The sequence below is a fragment of the Phytomonospora sp. NPDC050363 genome (assembly GCF_040655735.1).
Classification (GTDB): domain Bacteria; phylum Actinomycetota; class Actinomycetes; order Mycobacteriales; family Micromonosporaceae; genus Phytomonospora.
The window spans coordinates 13,552-30,931 of record NZ_JBFAKK010000029.1; the positions used below are offsets into that span (position 1 = coordinate 13,552).

General features: G+C 65.7%; 16 protein-coding genes. 12 read left to right on the plus strand and 4 right to left on the minus strand.

The annotated features are described in order from the left end of the window. Positions 1-170 precede the first annotated feature (170 nt). Together AB0I28_RS38850 and AB0I28_RS38855 are read left to right on the plus strand one after the other, a co-directional pair. Entirely contained in the window at positions 171-656 is a 486-nt protein-coding gene (locus AB0I28_RS38850; RefSeq protein ID WP_357501143.1) for a CarD family transcriptional regulator, read from the plus strand. A 338-nt stretch (positions 657-994) separates the two neighbouring features. Beyond that, on the plus strand, positions 995-1,543 hold the full coding sequence (locus AB0I28_RS38855; protein WP_357501144.1) for a DUF1062 domain-containing protein: 549 nt from the start codon (positions 995-997) through the stop codon (positions 1,541-1,543). Positions 1,544-1,596: 53 nt separating this feature from the next. Here the strand turns inward: AB0I28_RS38855 and AB0I28_RS38860 are convergent, their stop codons facing one another. Beyond that, positions 1,597-2,205: a hypothetical protein gene (locus tag AB0I28_RS38860; protein WP_357501145.1), complete on the minus strand. Its 609-nt coding sequence runs from the start codon at positions 2,203-2,205 to the stop codon at positions 1,597-1,599. Positions 2,206-2,360: 155 nt separating this feature from the next. Between AB0I28_RS38860 and disA the strand changes: the two genes are divergently transcribed. Continuing rightward, positions 2,361-3,470 (plus strand): DNA integrity scanning diadenylate cyclase DisA, encoded by a 1,110-nt coding sequence (gene disA / locus AB0I28_RS38865; RefSeq protein ID WP_357501159.1) that lies wholly within the window; start codon positions 2,361-2,363, stop codon positions 3,468-3,470. Positions 3,471-3,757: 287 nt separating this feature from the next. On the opposite strand, the gene AB0I28_RS38870 is transcribed toward disA, so the two are convergent. Beyond that, the gene (locus tag AB0I28_RS38870) at positions 3,758-4,246 is read right to left on the minus strand and encodes a MarR family winged helix-turn-helix transcriptional regulator (RefSeq protein ID WP_357501146.1); all 489 of its coding nucleotides are present in this window, start codon (positions 4,244-4,246) and stop codon (positions 3,758-3,760) included. Between the two features lie 30 nt (positions 4,247-4,276). On the opposite strand from AB0I28_RS38870, the gene AB0I28_RS38875 reads away from it, so the two are divergent. From AB0I28_RS38875 to AB0I28_RS38895, 5 genes are all read left to right on the plus strand, one after another. Beyond that, the gene (locus AB0I28_RS38875) at positions 4,277-4,666 is read left to right on the plus strand and encodes a cupin domain-containing protein (protein WP_357501147.1); all 390 of its coding nucleotides are present in this window, start codon (positions 4,277-4,279) and stop codon (positions 4,664-4,666) included. Between the two features lie 139 nt (positions 4,667-4,805). After that, positions 4,806-6,581 (plus strand): hypothetical protein, encoded by a 1,776-nt coding sequence (locus tag AB0I28_RS38880; RefSeq protein WP_357501148.1) that lies wholly within the window; start codon positions 4,806-4,808, stop codon positions 6,579-6,581. 442 nt (positions 6,582-7,023) lie between these two features. Beyond that, complete coding sequence (locus AB0I28_RS38885; protein ID WP_357501149.1) at positions 7,024-7,800, plus strand: phosphatase PAP2 family protein; 777 nt, start codon at positions 7,024-7,026, stop codon at positions 7,798-7,800. After that, positions 7,797-9,233 carry a pyridoxal-dependent decarboxylase gene (locus tag AB0I28_RS38890; RefSeq protein WP_357501150.1) on the plus strand — a complete coding sequence of 479 codons (1,437 nt, stop codon included), beginning with the start codon at positions 7,797-7,799 and terminating at the stop codon, positions 9,231-9,233. The genes AB0I28_RS38885 and AB0I28_RS38890 overlap by 4 nt, the downstream gene beginning before the upstream one ends. Next, the gene (locus tag AB0I28_RS38895; RefSeq protein ID WP_357501151.1) at positions 9,230-9,841 is read left to right on the plus strand and encodes an HAD-IA family hydrolase; all 612 of its coding nucleotides are present in this window, start codon (positions 9,230-9,232) and stop codon (positions 9,839-9,841) included. Before AB0I28_RS38890 ends, AB0I28_RS38895 begins: the two co-directional genes overlap by 4 nt. On the opposite strand, the gene AB0I28_RS38900 is transcribed toward AB0I28_RS38895, so the two are convergent. Both AB0I28_RS38900 and AB0I28_RS38905 read right to left on the minus strand, forming a co-directional pair. Then, positions 9,828-10,754 (minus strand): DMT family transporter, encoded by a 927-nt coding sequence (locus AB0I28_RS38900; RefSeq protein WP_357501152.1) that lies wholly within the window; start codon positions 10,752-10,754, stop codon positions 9,828-9,830. The two genes, AB0I28_RS38895 and AB0I28_RS38900, sit on opposite strands and share 14 nt — an antisense overlap. A gap of 91 nt (positions 10,755-10,845) precedes the next feature. Next, complete coding sequence (locus AB0I28_RS38905) at positions 10,846-12,423, minus strand: NAD(P)/FAD-dependent oxidoreductase (protein ID WP_357501153.1); 1,578 nt, start codon at positions 12,421-12,423, stop codon at positions 10,846-10,848. Positions 12,424-12,633: 210 nt separating this feature from the next. Here AB0I28_RS38905 and AB0I28_RS38910 point away from each other — a divergent pair, with 210 nt between their 5' ends. The 4 genes from AB0I28_RS38910 to AB0I28_RS38925 all read left to right on the plus strand — a co-directional run bounded on the left by AB0I28_RS38910 (position 12,634) and on the right by AB0I28_RS38925 (position 17,292). Further along, positions 12,634-14,604: a glycoside hydrolase family 6 protein gene (locus tag AB0I28_RS38910; RefSeq protein WP_357501154.1), complete on the plus strand. Its 1,971-nt coding sequence runs from the start codon at positions 12,634-12,636 to the stop codon at positions 14,602-14,604. Positions 14,605-14,817: 213 nt separating this feature from the next. Continuing rightward, positions 14,818-16,041: a D-alanyl-D-alanine-carboxypeptidase/endopeptidase AmpH gene (gene ampH / locus AB0I28_RS38915; RefSeq protein ID WP_357501155.1), complete on the plus strand. Its 1,224-nt coding sequence runs from the start codon at positions 14,818-14,820 to the stop codon at positions 16,039-16,041. 202 nt (positions 16,042-16,243) lie between these two features. Beyond that, a complete protein-coding gene (locus AB0I28_RS38920; protein WP_357501156.1) occupies positions 16,244-16,684 on the plus strand; it encodes a hypothetical protein in 441 nt (146 codons plus the stop codon). Between the two features lie 236 nt (positions 16,685-16,920). Then, the gene (locus AB0I28_RS38925) at positions 16,921-17,292 is read left to right on the plus strand and encodes a hypothetical protein (protein WP_272681526.1); all 372 of its coding nucleotides are present in this window, start codon (positions 16,921-16,923) and stop codon (positions 17,290-17,292) included. Positions 17,293-17,380: the final 88 nt, after the last annotated feature.

The following is a 17,380-nucleotide window of genomic DNA, read 5'->3' on the forward strand; positions in this document are numbered from 1 at the left end:
CACCCGGGCACCGATGCGGACAGTGACGGTCACCGGGCGTCGAAACGCGGCTTCACGGCGTGCGAGAATTCGCTCACATAGCGCTTGAGCTGCGGTAACGCTGCTCGCTGAGCTCGAAAAACATGGCAACCCCGTGTTACTCTTGACACAGCGAAAGGGGTTCCGATCCTATGGGTTTCAGTGTCGGCGAGACCGTTGTCTACCCCCACCACGGGGCCGCACTCATCGAAGCGATCGAAACACGCACCATTAGGGGCGAGGAGCAGGAGTACCTCGTCCTTCGCGTCGAACAAGGCGACCTGACGGTGCGGGTTCCGGCCAAGTCTCTGGAAATCGTCGGTGTCCGCGAGGTAGTCGGCGCCGAGGGCCTCGGAAAGGTCTTCGACGTCCTGCGCGCCCCGCACACCGAGGAACCAACGAACTGGTCGCGCAGGTACAAGGCCAACCTCGAAAAGCTCGCCTCGGGCAACCCGCTCAAGGTGGCCGAGGTGGTCCGCGACCTGTGGCGTCGTGAGCGTGAGCGCGGACTGTCGGCGGGAGAGAAGCGAATGCTCGCCAAGGCCCGCGACATCCTGGTCGGCGAGGTGGCACTCGCCGAGAGCAGCACCAAGGATGATGCCGAGGTGCTCCTCGACAAGGTGCTGTCCGGCAACTAGCTGTTCCGGACGGCAGGCGACAACTCGATCTATCACGGTGAAGGGCAAGGTCCGTCCGGCGGGCCTGGCCCTTCACCGTTTTGGTGGGTGCAGGGGTGCCGCGGGACGGCGCGCGTGCGCGTTCGGGGCCTGGCGGCTTGGCGTCCCGTGCCCCTCCCCAAAAACCCCTGTCCCCCGGTCCTCCCTCGCCCCTAGGCTGCTCCCCAACCGACGCCGTCTAGTCGAGGGCATGCCGTTGTACACCGTGTGAGACCCCCCAATTCCTGAGCCGTCGTGCCGCGCATCGCGCCGCGCGCCGCTTCTCGCTGCGGACTTCTCACTGAAATCGGTGTCCCTTCGTGCTCCAAACCTGGACGGTCATACCCTCCTGCCCTCCGCTCGTCCGCCGCCGCTGCCACGCGTGCGGGTCCGAGCGGTTCCGGCCGAGCGGTAAATTCCGCGTCAACGCCAACCACAAACTCCTCGACGTCTGGCTCCTCGCGCTCTGCGTCGCCTGCGACCAGACCGCGAAGCTCACGGTCATGGAACGCACCCCCGTGCGCTCCATCCGCCCCGACCTGCTCGACAGGCTGCATCACGACGACCCCTCCCTGACAGCCGAACTGCTTCAGGACCCGGCCGTGCAGCACCGCAACCGCTTCTCCCTCGACTGGGAGGGCGCCTGGCGCCTCGACACCGGCGGGCCGGATCACCGGCACCTCCCGGTGCTCGACGTGTCGGTGCGCTTCGCGGCGCGGATCCCGGTCCGGCCGGCACGGCTGATCGCCGAGGGCTGCGACCTGTCGCGCGCCGAGGTCGAGCGGCTCATCGCCGAACAGAAGATCGTCGCGGCGATCCGGCTGAACGCCCGGATCTCCGGCGACTTCACCTTCACGCTCAAACGCTGAACCCGGCGCCGGGCCCGTCCTGCCGATCGCGCCGGACGGGCCCGGCGCCGCCCTCAACCCGAGAGGTCCACCACGTCGACGTGCATCGGCGCGTACGCGCTCACCTGCGCCAGCTGAGCCGACGGAGTGTCGGCGAAGTCCCTCATTCGCACGGCCATGTCGAAGTCCCCGACGAGCCCTCCGGTGACGTGCATCGCCTCGCGGAACACGATCCGGTCGCCGTACCCCGGCCGGTCCCCGAGGCGTCCCTGATGCCCGTCGCAGGCGATCAGCAGATACGTCCTCGCGTGCCGGCGCTCCTGGACCGTGTACCCGGCCAGCTGCTCGATGTGCACCCACGGCAGCACCAGCGTCCGCAGCGCACCGGGCCGTACGATCAGCCCGAAGTGGTTGACCTCCAGTCGCGGGAGCCTGACCAGGCGGTACACGTACGGCACCGCGCCGAGTCCGAGCGCCGCGCCGACGAACACGGTCAGGTGCGACAGGGGATTGCCCGCCCCGTTGTCGAGCACGGCCGGCTCGTCGCCGAACACCAGCGCCGTGACGATCAGCACAACGCCCGCGACGAACAGGTACCCCAGCAGTTTCGACAGGTGCCGCGCCGGGAAACGGCGGCGCAGGCGCACCCGGCTGCCCTCGCCTCGCCCGCGCGCCCGCGTCATCTCGCCTCCCTCACCGGACCACGAGAGTACGAGACCCCGGCACGACAGTTCCCCCTGCCGCTTCCACGTATCGTCCCGCGTGACTGAATCGTTACCCAAGCGGCGGGGTGGCGTTGAAGATCCATAACGCGGAGCCCGACCTCGCCTTACGTAGACTGGGGGCGTTTACGCAGGAGTGGAGGCTGCCAGTGCCCATAGACCGAGACGACCCATTGCGCGCGACCCTGGCCCTGATGGCGCCGGGCACCGTGCTGCGCGACGGGTTGGAGCGGATCCTTCGCGGCAACACCGGCGGACTGATCGTGCTGGGCCACGACCGGACGGTCGAGTCGATGTGCACCGGAGGTTTCCCGCTCGACGTCGAGTTCTCCGCGACCCGTCTGCGAGAACTCTGCAAGATGGACGGCGCGGTCGTCCTCACCAACGACGGCACGCGCATCGTGCGCGCGGCCGTGCACCTCATGCCGGACTCGTCGATTCCCAGCGAGGAGTCGGGGACCCGGCACCGCACCGCCGAGCGCGTCGCCAAGCAGACCGGCTACCCGGTCATCTCGGTGAGCCAGTCGATGCGCATCATCGGCCTTTACGTCAACGGCCGCCGGCACGTCCTCGACGACTCCGCGGCGATCCTGTCGCGCGCCAACCAGGCCCTTGCCACGCTGGAGCGCTACAAGCAGCGCTTCGACGAGGTCTCCGGGACGCTGTCGGCGCTGGAGATCGAGGACCTGGTCACCACGCGCGACGCGATGACGGTGATCCAGCGCCTGGAGATGGTGCGGCGGATCTCCGACGAGATCGAGGGCTACGTGATCGAGCTCGGCACCGACGGGCGCCTGCTGGCGCTCCAGCTCGACGAGCTGCTGGCCGGTGTCGACGAGGAGCGCACGCTGGTCATCCGCGACTACCTGCCGGGCGGTTTCGACCGCAAGAACCTCGCCATCGGCCTTGAGGCGCTCGACGGCATCTCGCCGGCCGAGCTGCTCGACCTCGGCGCGGTGACACGCGCGCTGGGCTACCCGACGACCGCCGAGTCCTACGACACGGCCGTCTCCCCGCGCGGCTTCCGGCTGCTGGGGAAGGTTCCGCGCCTGCCGGGCGCGGTCGTCGACCGGATCGTCGAGCACTTCGGTGGGCTGCAGGCGCTGTTGTCGGCGACGGTCGAGGACCTTCAGGCCGTCGACGGCGTGGGCGACACGCGGGCCAGGTCGGTCCGGGAAGGGCTTTCGCGGCTGGCGGAGTCGTCGATCCTGGAGCGCTACGTCTAGGCCCTCGGCGGGGCTCGCACTTGGGGAGTCATCCCGAGTGCGGGATGACTCCCTGACATAGGGATCTGGTGACCGTCAACACACCCCACCTGTCACAAAACCGGGCGGATCCACGCGGATGGATGGGCGTGGATGCCTCGTTTCCAAAGTGGACAGTACGGCCCCGATGATCGGGACTTGACAGCGGGTCGGCAATATGCATGTGCACTTTGAAGATCACTGCACAGTGAAGATCTTTGATCTTGTGGGAGCGGTACCGATCTGGATCAAGGGGACAAGACGCCCTCTCACCAGAGCGGACGCAGCATGATGGGGCCCTTTTTCGACGCCTCGCCGACGATCGCCGCGAGGCCGGCGTGCATCGCGTCGAGGTTCTCGCGACCGACCAGCGCCGCCCAGCCCTCCTCGATCGCACGCCACTCCGCCACCACTGCGGCGACGCACGCCCACCCCCGCTCGGTCAGCGTGACGATCCGCGCCCGCCGGTCGGTCGGGTGCGGGCCCCGCCGCACGTAGCCGCGGTCCTCCAGTTCGGCGAGCAGCTGCGTCGCACCCTGCTTGGTGATGCCCAGGTGCGCGGCGATCTCCACCGCCGTCGAGCCGTGCGTGTTCGACAGGAGCTGGAAGACGTAGCCGTGGGCGGGCCGGACGTCGCCGAAGCCCTGCTCGGCGAGCTTTTCGTGGACGGTGTCCATCACCGACCGGAAGGCCAGGCCCATCAGGCCGGGGATGTCGCCGGATGCCATGCCGAGCTCCAGACTTGTCAAAGTAGTCAAGTAGCTGTACTTTATCGAAAGACAAGCTACTTGACTACTTTGGAGTTCGCCTTGCATCTCGCCATCTCCGACGCCCCCAGCCACCGCATCGGCGGAACCGTCGGCCGCAACCTCGCCACCCCCACCCGCGGCACCACCGACCTCGCCGTCTGGACCCTCACCCTCGACCCCGGCGCCGCCGGCCTCCCCCACTCCGTCAGCGCGGAGGAGGTGTTCGTGCTGGTCAGCGGTGAAGTGACCGCCGAGACCGAAGGCCGGACCCACGCCCTCAGGCCCGGCGACGCCTTCGTGACCAAGCCCGACGTCGACTTCCGCCTCGGCAACACCGGCGACACCCCCGCCGTCCTCACCGTCTGCGCCCGGCCGGGGACGACGGCGAGCGTGAACGGCTCCGTCGTGCAGCCGCCTTGGGCGCAGTGAGGGGTTGCCTCGGCGGGCCGCCGGCGGTGCCTCCGAGCGCCACGAGCGCGTCCCGATCGTCGGCCCCCGCGCGCTAGGACCGGTGGAGTTCCCGCAGGCATGCTGTCGGCACTGATCGCAGCGAGCGGGGTGGTGGCCTATGCCCGAGGGGCCGAGAACGCGGCTGGAACTCATCTCGGAATACGCGGACCTGCGCGCCGCCGATACCGGCGAAGCCCGGCGAACCGAACGACTCGCCGGGCTCGTCATCGCCCTTCTCGGGCTGGAGAACGTGACGGCGCGGCAGGTGGGTCAGGCCGCCCAACCGACGGTGACCTTCAAGCTCGGCGACCGGCATCACCTGCTGGAGCTTCGATGGCCGGCGGCGAAGCTGGACTCCGGGCGGCCCTCGGATCGGCCGGGGGACGCCGACGTCCGACGCGTCCTCCTGTCGATACCCGGGTTCACCTTGGCTGCACTGGATGCCGCCCGGGGGGAGGCGCTTCTGCTTGATGAGGTCCATCTTGAGGCGGTTCTCTGTGGTGTCATGTCCGCGGCCGTGCTGCTGGAGCGGGCGGTGGAGGGCCTGGTCATCGACGGCCGAAGCCACTCGTCGTTGGCCGAACTGCTGGGCACGTCACCGTCTTCGCCGCCCCCTCGGCTGACCTGGGCGCACCTTCACCAAGACCCGATACCGAGTCCGGACGTGAAGGCACCCGAAACCGCGCTGAGAGCCGTTCTACGCGGCGACCGGGCTTGGGCCGAGCCGAAGGGCATGGGTCTCGGCAGCGACGGACGCCTCCTCGTGAACGACGGAAAAGGTGTCTTCGAGGTCGACCGCCGCCGTCCGCGAACCACGTGGACCACCGGGGTTCCGGACTGTAGTGGGGCACCGTTGGTCGACGGGCCGGCGGTTCTGCTCAAGCACAACGAGGGGATCATCCGGGTACACGCCGGAAAGGTAACGCCGGTAGGTCATGTCGGGCCGGGTGAGACGACGCTCCTCAAGGGCCGAAACGGCGAGACCTGGGCGTTCACCACCCTCGAACAGGTCGATGGCCGACCTTCTCATCGCTTCGACCTCATCGGCTCCACCATGTTCGATGGACCTGCGTCCTTCACCATCGACTTCGATGCGAGGTTGCGCTCATGCGTCTGGCTCGGCGAGCGCCGGTTCTTCCTGGTCGCCGACGGGCATTGCGCGGTCGTCGATCTCGCCGTCACCACCCGGGTGCCGGAAGAGTCGTGGAAGCCGACCCCCGGGCACAACCCTGTTCACGCGGTCGCGTTGTCTTCGGGCGATCTGCTTCTGGTCCTCACCGACCTGAACGAGCGACGCGCACGGGTCGTGCGTTGTGATCCGGAGTTGCGTGGCGCCGAGGAGATCGTCGAGTTCGCCGCCTTCGCGGTGCATGGCGTGGTCGCGGGTCCCGAGGTGATCACGATCCTCGCGGATCTCCGTCAGGCGCCGGATTCGCCGATTCGTCCCGTTCTCTTCGAACTCCGTCTTCCAGCGCCGGCAGGCTTCCGGCAGATGGATGTTTCCCGGGGTGAGGTGATCTCGCTCAGCTCCATGGGCCGTAAAGGGGACTACCGGATCGATGCAAAGACGATAGGGCGCGGCACCGGCGTCGCCTTCAAGGCGATGACCAGTGATCTGCCGCAAGCGAAGCAGCGCGCCCGCCGGGAGATCGAGGCCGCGAGACTATTCGGTGACCATCCGAACGTCATGCCGGTCCTGGACTCGAGCCGGACCTACAGCTGGTTCGTCATGCCACTGGCCGAGTGCACCGCCGAAGCCGTCCACGCGGAATTCAGCGAGCCCCGTCCGTTTGCGGGAACTCGTCACCGCCCTCTGCGTCGCCTTGCGTATCCCCCACCGGGAAGGCTGGGTGCACCGCGATTTGAAACGGCCAGATCATCGGCTGGGCGCTGACCAACCGCGCCCCGCAGGCGAACAGACCGCTCCTTCCCGAGGGCGGGCCGTGGCGGCCGGTCGTCGAGGCGGCGACCCGCGAGAACCCCGCCGAGCGGCCCGCCGACGTCGACCAGTTGCTCGCCCTCATCCACCGGCGTTTCCCGCCAGCCGAGCCCTGGCGGGCACCCAGCACGCCCCCGCCCTGGCGCCACCCTCGCCACCTCCGCCGCCCGCCGTCCTGAGCAACCCGCCCGTGCGAGGCTTCACGCCCCACCCCTCTCCCTCACCTCGCCGCGCTGGCATGGAGCCCGGCTCCGCCCGCGATGCCTCCCCACGCCATCGCCCGGGCCCGGCGAAGACTCCCACTCGCCGGCCTCGGCGTCGCGGTCTACTTCGACCTGCGCCGCCTGCGCTCCCGACGCAGAACCCAGCCGACCTGACCAAGTGAGAAGATGCCTCCATGGCCCAGGACCCCAACCCCGACCCCACCCCCATCCCCCCGCTCGCCCCCCGCCCCCGCCGGTGGTGGATCGACGTCCTGGTCCTCGCCTTCGTCCTCGCCCTCACCTTCGCCCTCACCCGCGTCACCGTCGCGATCCACCTCGACATCGCCGTCCGCGACTTCGCCGACGCCCACCGCCCGCAGTGGGCCTACGCCGTCGCCCGCGTCGTCAACTTCCTCGGCCAGGGCACCCCGCTGGCGGTCATCACCCTCATCGCCGCGATCCTCCTGGCCCGCCGGTGGCGCAGCATCCGCCCGCTCCTGGTCTTCTTCGCGACGTACTTCGCCGTCGGCGCCGTCATCGGCCCCCTCAAGCTCTGGACCGACCGGGTCGCGCCGCACTACTACGAGTTCGGCCCCAACGAGTTCGGCCCGCCCTACCCCGACGCGCAGGGCGCCCTGCTCTTCACCAACCCCGCCGAGGAGTCCTTCCCCTCCGGCCACGCCGTCAACACGATCATCTGGTACGCCCTGCTCGTCGCCTTCCTCACACCGCTCTTCCCGGCCCTCGCCCGCTACAAGACCCTCATCCGCGTCGCGCCGCCGGTCCTGGTCGCCTGGTCGATGTCCTACCTCGCCTTCCACTGGTTCAGTGAGGCCCTCGCCGGCATCGCCCTGGGCATCCTCATCGAGCGCATCGTGTTCCGGATCCCATGGGAGAAGCTCCCGCTCCCGGCCTTCCTGCGCCGTTTCGAAACCTCCGCGCAACAACCCGGAGCCACACTGGCCCGGTGATCCACTCCTGGGACCCCGACGAGTTCCGCCGCGCCGGACACCACCTCGTCGACCTGCTCGCCGACCGCCTCAAGACCCTCCCCGACGGCCCTGTCTGGCAACCCGTGCCCGAGGCCGAGCGCACGGCCCTGCGCACCGACCGCCTCCCCGACGCGCCCACGGGCCCCGAGGCCCTCGCCGCCGAATTCGCCGCGCGCGTCATGCCACACCCCATGGGCAACGGTCACCCCGCCTTCTTCGGCTGGGTCAACTCCTCCCCCCACCCCGCGGGGGTGCTGGGCGAGTTCGCGGCCGCCGCGATGGGCCCGAGCGTCGCCGGCGGCGACCAGTCCGGGGTGCACCTGGAGTACGGCGTCGTCTCCCAGCTCGCCGACCTCGTCGGCTACCCCGCCGGCGCGGGCCTGCTGGTCAGCGGCGGTTCGACGGCCTCACTGACCGCCCTGGCCGCCGCGCGCCACGCCGCCGCGCTCGCCGACGGCTGGGACGACCGCGCCGAGGGCCTCGCCGGCCGTCCCGCGCTGGTCGCCTACGCCTCGGGCGAGACGCACTCGTGCGTGCGCAAGTCGGCCGAACTCCTCGGCCTCGGCGGGGTACGTGTCATCCCCGGCGAGGGCCGCTTCGACATCGTCGCGCTGCGCGCCGCCGTCCGCGCCGACCGGGCCGCGGGGCTGCGGCCCTTCGCGGTCGCGGCCAGCGCCGGCACGGTCAACACCGGCCTGATCGACCCCCTCGACGAGCTCGCCGACCTGTGCGCCGAGGAGGGCCTGTGGCTCCACGTCGACGGCGCCTACGGTGCCTTCGGCCGCCTCGACCCCGAACTCGCCGAGGCCTACCGCGGCCTCGAACGCGCCGACTCCCTCGCCCTCGACCCGCACAAGTGGCCGGGCGTGCCCGTCGGCTGCGGGGCGGTCCTGGTCGCCGACCCCGACATCCTCCGCGCGACCTTCAGCGCCGTTGCGCCCTATCTGCGCAACGCGCCCGGCGAGGGCTTCGGCGGCGGCACCTGGCTGGCCGAGCTCGGCTTCGAGCAGAGCCGCCCCTTCCGCGCCCTCCCTGCGTGGATGACCCTGCGCGCCATGGGCCGCGACGGCCTCACCGAACTCGTCGTCCGCCACCGCCGCCAGGCCCGGGAACTCGCCGCGACCCTGACCGCCCTCCCCGACTTCACCGTCGCGGCCGAACCCGGCCTGTCGGTGGTGTGTTTCCGCCACGAGCCGGCGGGTATGTCGCAGCCTGAGGTCGACGAACTGAACCGCCGCATCCCGGCCCGGACGCAGACCTCGGGCACGGTGTTCTTGACCGGGACCGTGCTGGACGGGCGCCCGGTGCTGCGAACGTGCGTCCTCAACCGCGACACCGGGCCGGCGCACCTGGCGCGCATCCCGGCCGCCGTGCGCGAGGCGGCCGAGACACTGCGGGAGGAAGCCCCATGACCGTCACGACCGTGCGGGTCGTCGTCGCCGACATCGGCGGCGTGCTGTGCCGTTTCGACCCGAAGCCGCGCCTGGCCGCCCTCGCCGAGCGCACCGGGCTCGGCGAGAACGAGCTGCACGACAAGATCTTCGTGTCCGGCTTCGAAGCCGACTGCGAGGCCGGGCACTACACCGCCGCCGGCGCCTGCGACTGGCTGCGCGCCAACGTCGGCCTCACCGGCGAGGTCGCCGAGATCAGCCGACTGTGGACCAGCGCCTTCACCGTCGACCCCGCGGTCGTCTCGGCGCTCACCGAGCAGGGCCTGCCACTGGCGATCTTCTCCAACAACGGCCCCCTGTTCGCCGACTACTTCGACGAGCGCTTCGGCGAACTCGCCGCGCTCTTCCCGCGCCGCTTCTTCGCCTGCCGGCTCGGGCTGCGCAAGCCGCAGCCGGAGGCCTTCGAGGCCGTCGCGGCCGCGCTGGCCGAGGAGGCGGAGGCCTCGGCCGACGAGATCTTCTTCGTCGACGACAACCCCGACAACACCAAGGCCGCGCGGCAGCTGGGCTGGCGGACCCACACGTTCACCGGTGTCGGCGACCTGCGGGCGGCCCTCAGCCGCTGGTGACCTCGACCCGCCTGCGTTTCGGGATCAGCCGACCCTGCGTCAGCGCGATCGCGGCGAGCACGAGGACCGCGCCGGCGGGCTGGTTCCAGGTGATGTGCTCGCCGAGCACGGCGACTCCGGCGACGACGGCCACGACGGGGAGCAGGTAGGTGACCGTCGACATCGTCGTGACGCCGACGATCCGCATCGTCTTGTACATCAGGACGTAGGCAAGGCCCGTGCCGAGCGCGCCGAGGACGAGCAGCGAGGCCCACGCCTTGCCGGGGACGCCTTCGACGGCGATGGGCGTGAGCCCCATGAGGGGCGCGACGATGAGCAGCTGGACGGTGCTCGACGTGAGCTGCCCGAAGGCCAGCGAGGTGCCGCTCTCGGCGCGGTCGGACAGGAAGCGTCGCATGTAGACGCCGCCCAGGCCGTAGCAGGCCGCGGCGCCGAAGCAGGCGAGGCTGCCGCCGAGGGCGCCGCCGTCCATGGGCCGCCACACGCCCAGGACGAGCATCACGCCGAGGAAGCCGAGGACGAGCCCGGCGATGCGCGGCAGGGTCGGCCGCTCGGACTTGAGCAGCGCGATGGTGAACAGCAGCGTGCACAGCGGTGTCGTGGCGTTCCAGATCGCGGCCTCGACCGAGGACACGTGCATCTCGCCGTAGCCGAACAGGACGAAGGGGATCGTGGTCATCACCGTCGAGGCGATGAACAGGTGGGCCCACAGCTTCGGGTCGCGCGGGACGCGGTCCTTCGTCAGCGCCAGTACGGCCAGCAGCGTCAGCGCGCCGACGGCGATGCGGGTGAAGGCGAGCTGCACGGGGTGCACGTCGGCGACGGCGATCTTGATGAACAGGAAGCTGTTGCCCCACACGAGGGCGAGGACGACGAAGGCGGGCAGCCAGGTTCGCAAGGGCGGGGTGGTCAAGGGGGCTCCTGGAGGGCGAGGGCGGATCCGCGCGGAGCCTACGCCCGCGTGATCGTCGCGACCAGGCCAATTGGGCGCGCATCCGGCCCGGTCAGGCGAGCAGCTCCAGCGCCGCCATCGCCGCGTTGTGCCCCGGGACTCCCGACACTCCGCCGCCGCGCCGCGCGCCCGCCCCGCACAGGAACACGTTCACGTGGCCGGTCTCCACGCCCCAGCGACCGAGCTCGCCGTCGTTCTCGGCGAAGGGCCAGCTCAGCGGCCGGTGGAAGATGTTGCCGCCGGGCAGGCGCAGTTCCCGTTCGAGGTCGACGGTCGAGTGCGCCTCGATGCAGGGCCGCCCGTCGGGTCCGGTGTAGAGGACGTCTTCGATCGGTTCGGCCAGGACGTTGTTCAGCGATCTGATCGTCGCCTCCAGCGCCGCCTCCTTGACCTGTTCGCCGCCGCCGGCGAAGAGGGTGTGCGGCATGTGCAGGCCGAAGAGGGTGAGCGTGTGGGCGCCCGACTCGCGCAGCTCGGGCCCGAGGATCGTCGGGTCGGACAGCGAGTGGCAGTAGATCTCGCAGGGCGGCAGCGTCGGCACGCGCTCGTCGACGGCCTGGCGGTAGGCGGCCTCCAGCTGCGTGTAGGTCTCGTTGACGTGGAAGGTGCCGGCGAAGGCGTCCTCGGGGCGCACCGACGCGTCGCGCAGTCGCGGCAACCGGCGCAGGAGCATGTTGACCTTCAGCTGCGCGCCTCCGTCGGCGGCCGACCAGCCGGGGTCCTCGCCGAGCAGTCTCGCCAGCTCGGGCGGGGCGGCGTTGACGAGCACCGCAGCGCCGTCGACGGTGTGCTCCTCGCCGCCGGCGATGTAGCGGACGAGCGCGTCGCGGCCGTCGGTCTCGACGCCGGTGACCTCGGCGCCTTCGAGGATCTCGGCGCCGAAGAGGCGGGCGCGCTCGGCGAGCTGCCCGGTGACCGCGCCCATCCCGCCGATCGGCACGTCCCAGGCGCCCGTCCCGCGGCCGATGACGTGGTAGAGGAAGCAGCGGTTCTGGGCAAGGCCCGCCGAGCCGGCCGAGGCGAAGGTGCCGATGAGGCCGTCGGTGAGCACCACGCCCCGGAGCAGGTCGTCGGCGATGTGGGCCTCGATCGCCTCCGACAGCGGGCGCTCGAAGACGGCGTTCCAGGCCGCGTCGTCGTCGACGAGTTCCCGCAGCCCGTCGCGGCCGCGGAGGGGCTCGGTGAGGGTCGGGAAGACGGTCTCGGCAAGGGAGGAGGCCAGGCCGTAGAAGGCGTCCCAGCCCTTGTGGGCGTCGGCGTCGCCGGTCACGCGCGCCATGCTCTCGGCGGTCGCGCGGGCGTCGCCGGTGTCGACGAGCAGGCCGAGGTCCCCGCCGGGGACGGGCGTGTACGACGAGATGCGGCGGCGGTGCAGGCGCAGGTCGACGCCGAGGTCGGCGGCGATGAAGTCGGGGAAGAGGCTGACCAGGTAGGCGTACTTCGACAGGCGCGCGTCGACGCCCTCGAAGACGCGCGCCGACACCGCCGCGCCGCCGGTCGCCGCGCGCCGCTCCAGCACGGCCACGCTGCGGCCGGCGCGGGCCAGGTACGCGGCCGCGACGAGGCCGTTATGCCCGCCGCCGACGATGATCGCGTCGTACCGGGGAGCGGTCAGAGGCGTGGAGTTCATGGCGACACCATAGGGCGAGTTTCGGCTTTTCGGGACCCTTCAACTAAGTGGGAGCGCTCCCATGATGACCTGCGGTTGCGTCGGCCACGCCATTCTCATGGAACGAAGTCGGACGGAAACAGCCTGTTGACATCCGGGAAACCTCTGCCACACTGTCTGTGGGAGCGCTCCCACAGCTCAGGCCGACAAGCCCGACCCGAAGGAACCGGCATGTTACGAAAGCTGTTATCTCACCGTCCATTTCGTCGCCTCCTCCCACGCACCGCCCTTGCCGCGGCAGCGCTCACCGGCCTCGCGAGCGCACTCGTCGTAGCCACCCCCGCCCAGGCCGCCGTCGTCTGCGCGGTCGACTACCGGGTCAACGACTGGGGCAGCGGCTTCAGCGCGACCATCGGCATCACCAACACCGGTGACGCCGCCAACGGCTGGACCCTCGGCTTCTCCTTCGCCGGCAACCAGACGATCACCAACGGGTGGAGCGCGAACTGGCAGCAGTCCGGCAAAGCCGTGACCGCGACCAACCTCGACTGGAACCGCACCCTGGGCACCCAGTCGATCGGCTTCAACGCCAACTACTCCGGCACCAACGCGGTTCCCACCGCGTTCACCGTCAACGGCGTCGCCTGCAACGGTGGGCCCGGCGGCGGCAACAACGCCCCCGCCGTCAGCCTGACCCCGCCGCCGTCGAGCACCTACCAGGCTCCGGCGACGATCCCGCTGGCCGCGAGCGCCTCCGACTCCGACGGCACCGTGGCGTCGGTGGAGTTCCGCTCGAACGGGACGCTCCTGAGCACCGACACCAGCGCGCCGTACGCCTACAGCTGGGCGAACGTTCCCGCCGGCAGTTACTCGCTGACCGCTGTCGCGGTCGACGACGACGGTGCCCGCACGACCTCGGCGGCCGTCGCGGTCACCGTGCAGGGCGTCGGCGGCCCTGGCCGCGTGGACAACCCCTACCTGGGCGCGAAGGTCTACGTGAACCCGGAATGGTCGGCCAAAGCGGCCGCCGAGCCGAACGGCACGAAGATCTCCAACCAGCCGACCGGCGTGTGGCTCGACCGCATCGCCGCCATCGAGGGCACCGACCGGGGCTTCAGCCTCGCCGACCACCTCGATGAGGCCGTCGAGCAGAACGCGCAGCTCATCCAGCTCGTGATCTACAACCTCCCGGGCCGCGACTGCGCCGCGCTCGCCTCCAACGGTGAGCTCGGCCCGACAGAGCTCGGCCGCTACAAGACCGAGTACATCGACCCGATCGCGGCGATCCTGGCCCGCCCGGCGTACGCGAACCTGCGGATCGTGACGGTCATCGAGATCGACTCGCTGCCGAACCTGATCACCAACGTCTCCGGCCGCCCGACGATGACGCCCCAGTGCGACGTCATGAAGGCCAACGGGAACTACGTCAACGGTGTCGGTTACGCGCTGGCCAAGCTCGGTGCGGTCCCGAACGTGTACAACTACATCGACGCCGGCCACCACGGCTGGATCGGCTGGGACGACAACTTCGCGCCGACGGCGAACCTGATGTACACCGCCGCGAACGCGTCGGGCTCCACGGCCGCCAACGTGCACGGCTTCATCGCCAACACGGCCAACTACGGCGTGCTCAAGGAGCAGTACTACACGATCAACGACTCGGTGAACGGCGCCACGGTGCGCACCTCGAAGTGGATCGACTGGAACCGCTATGTCGACGAGCAGACCTTCGCCCAGGCCTTCCGGCAGCAGCTGGTGACCTCGGGCTTCAACAGCAACATCGGCATGCTGATCGACACCGGACGCAACGGCTGGGGCGGGTCGCAGCGCCCGACCGGTCCGGGTCCGCAGACCAGTGTGGACGCCTACGTCGACGGTGGCCGCTTCGATCGCCGCATCCACCTCGGCAACTGGTGCAACCAGAGCAACGCCGGTATCGGTGAGCGCCCGACCGCCGCGCCCGCCGCCGGGATCGACGCCTACGTGTGGATCAAGCCGCCGGGCGAGTCGGACGGTTCGAGCACCGAGATCCCGAACGACGAGGGCAAGGGCTTCGACCGGATGTGCGACCCGACGTACACCGGCAACCCGCGCAACGGCAACAACATGTCCGGCGCCCTGGGCGGCGCACCGCTGTCCGGGCACTGGTTCTCGGCGCAGTTCCAGCAGCTGCTGGCGAATGCCTACCCCGCGCTTCCATAACGCGGTAGGCGAAGAGAGCAAGGGCTAGACAAGGACCCGAACAGGGACCCGACAGGGACCCAAACAGGGACAGCACTGGGATAGAACAGGGACGGCCGCCGGACCGGGGCGGCCGTCCCTCTTGGTTGCTCGCTGCGCTCGCGGCTGGGGGGAGACTCCGTCTCCCACCACGGCCCGCAACCCAGGCGCAGGTCCGGGTCCAGGGGCGGAAACATGAAGAAATCATTTCTAAAAATTCTGTCTGTATCTGCGTTGTCCCTTGCTTTAATGGCATGTTCAACCAAGACAGAGAAAACACCTAAGTTTTTGCAAGGTAATGATGTTGAATCCTCAGATTGGCAGGTTTTTGAGGGAGATAGAAGGACTTACGAGCGCGTCGCTAAGATTGTCGATTTATATGCTAATCGTATTTTTAATGAAAGTGATGCGCGAGGTATGGCGATTATTGTTATCGATAATAACCAAACGTTATCTCGTTATTATGGGGAAACTGCACCGGGTAATGGAAAAAAACCCAGCCCAAATTCATTAATTCGCATAGCATCAATTACCAAATTAATGACAAGCGAAATATTAATTAAGCTTGAACAAGACAAAAAACTGCTAATTACAGATCCATTACAACAGTATGCTTATCAAGGTGTTACCGTGCCTGATAACGCCAGTGGGCAGCCAATTCGCTTATATCATCTTGCTAGCCACACCAGTGGTTTGCCGCGTGAACAACCAGGTGGGAAGTGGGGCCGCCCCGTTTTTATTTGGCCTACACAGGATAACCGCTGGACATGGCTAAAAACAGGCAAGTTAGATGCAACACCAGGAACAGAAGCCTCCTATTCCAACCTTGCTTACGACTTATTAGCTGACGCGATGATAAAAGCCACTGGACAGCCATACCCGCAATTATTTAGCCACTATGTCACCTCACCTGCAAAAATGACAGAAACCACCTATACCCCAAGTAATGCGCAATGCGCCCGTTTAATGGAAGGGACTAAACCAAGTCCTTGTCATAACACCCTTGCGGCGGCTGGCAGTGGCGGTGTGTACTCAACCCCTGCGGATATGCAAAAGTGGATGCAACAGTTTTTATCCACTGATACTAACCTGCGTAAAGCTACAGCTGCGCGAGAACAGGGTATTTATTTCCCTCGTGAAAAGCTGTTAGAAATTAAAGGAATGGATGTTGCGGGTCATGCTGATGGGTTAGGCCTTGGTTGGGTGTATATGAAACCGAATAATGGCATTCCTGGCATTTACCAAAAAACAGGTGGTGGTGGTGGGTTTAATACCTATATGGCAATGATTCCACAACAAAATATTGGGGTATTTGTGGTGATGACGCGCAAGGATAGCAGCAAATTTAGTAAGTTAACTATTGGCGTCAATGACCTGGTCGCATCCCTCTCATCTAACCATGCGTATGGAAAACATTGAAAGGGTACCGTCGACGCTTTACAGGCAATGGCGAGCTATACCCCTACCCTAAAACGCGGATTTACCCGAGTTCTCACGTTAATTGCAACAACAGCCTGAATATTCAGGCTGTTTTTAATAATTTTTCTATTTATTTTTAAAATCAATTTTTTCAAGTTCTCGGTAATCTTTTAGGCTATTAATTCATACATTGAGAACTAAAATGCAAACTAAAAATAATGTAGTTTCCTCTGATTGTCACACTGCTCAACATAGCAAGATAAGCCAAGTTGAGCTCAATCACATCTTAAATAACATTAAAAATCATCGTATTAAAAATCAAAAAAATATAGGAAATAGTTGTGTTAGCACCCAATTAATTCACAAGTATTCGGATGTTATAGTGCTCAAAGAGTATAGAAATGAAGAAAGAAGAATTTATCGAGATGAGTGCAATGCTGCCTTCAAATTTACTCGAGATAACTGTATGAAAGGTAGTTTTTTTTCCCTTGCTCAGCAGTTAGCAAATAAAAGTGGTGAAAATATTTTGGCAATGGATGATAAACTCAACAGCACCTTTTCCAAAAAAAAATTATTTAGGCCACAACCGCCATTTATCGCCTTTATCAGCGCGCTAGGTTATACCCTGTTTGGTCGAGCATAAAGCACCACTCCCAAATATAAAAGCTAAATGACGTGTAGATTATGCTGTTGCTCGAAAACCTAGACAGCCTATTTTATCAGGTGGCTATTCCATCCTTGGTATCACTTTATACAATTTTCCCTTCTGATTAAAAGCTATTCTTATTTTCTCTCTATCTCGTAAATATAGGAATGAAGATGAATATAGCTTCGCTTTTCTCGCATTTTATACGACGTCCCTGCACGATTGGGCGGGGTATGGATTCAGAATTAAATCAACAATTGCGTAAAATTCATAATCACTTAGTAATTCTTTCTATCCGTCAAGAAACAGAAAAAACAAAAAAATATAATCAACCAACATATAACCTCCCCCACAAAGCACGGAATGAACTCATAAAAAAAGAATGGGCGAATGCCTACCAACTTCGCCAATCATACACCGCAAATGGCGGCAGATTTTCTTATGCCCAGTATCTAGCCAATAAGAGTCGATGCAATATTATTGGCGTTAAAGGTGAATATATTGCTGCATTAGAAGGAAATAAGCGGCAATACTTTATTTTTCGCCCTCAAAATAAACCGTTGGGAATTCTCAGTAATTTGGGTAATTTTTTACTCGCTAAATGATACAAAAAAGGCTGTGATATTCGAATATCACAGCCCCTTAATTGCCAGTAAAACGATTATTTTCGTTTGACTAACAACACAATACTCA

Bases quoted from the DNA above. Each gene is read 5' to 3' on its own strand.
- AB0I28_RS38850 (WP_357501143.1), top strand. From the start codon at position 171: ATGGGTTTCAGTGTCGGCGAGACCGTTGTCTACCCCCACCACGGGGCC.
- AB0I28_RS38860 (WP_357501145.1), bottom strand. From the start codon at position 2,205: ATGACGCGGGCGCGCGGGCGAGGCGAGGGCAGCCGGGTGCGCCTGCGC.
- AB0I28_RS38880 (WP_357501148.1), top strand. From the start codon at position 4,806: ATGCCCGAGGGGCCGAGAACGCGGCTGGAACTCATCTCGGAATACGCG.
- AB0I28_RS38885 (WP_357501149.1), top strand. From the start codon at position 7,024: ATGGCCCAGGACCCCAACCCCGACCCCACCCCCATCCCCCCGCTCGCC.
- AB0I28_RS38895 (WP_357501151.1), top strand. From the start codon at position 9,230: ATGACCGTCACGACCGTGCGGGTCGTCGTCGCCGACATCGGCGGCGTG.
- AB0I28_RS38905 (WP_357501153.1), bottom strand. From the start codon at position 12,423: ATGAACTCCACGCCTCTGACCGCTCCCCGGTACGACGCGATCATCGTC.
- AB0I28_RS38910 (WP_357501154.1), top strand. From the start codon at position 12,634: ATGTTACGAAAGCTGTTATCTCACCGTCCATTTCGTCGCCTCCTCCCA.
- ampH (WP_357501155.1), top strand. From the start codon at position 14,818: ATGAAGAAATCATTTCTAAAAATTCTGTCTGTATCTGCGTTGTCCCTT.
- AB0I28_RS38920 (WP_357501156.1), top strand. From the start codon at position 16,244: ATGCAAACTAAAAATAATGTAGTTTCCTCTGATTGTCACACTGCTCAA.
- AB0I28_RS38925 (WP_272681526.1), top strand. From the start codon at position 16,921: ATGGATTCAGAATTAAATCAACAATTGCGTAAAATTCATAATCACTTA.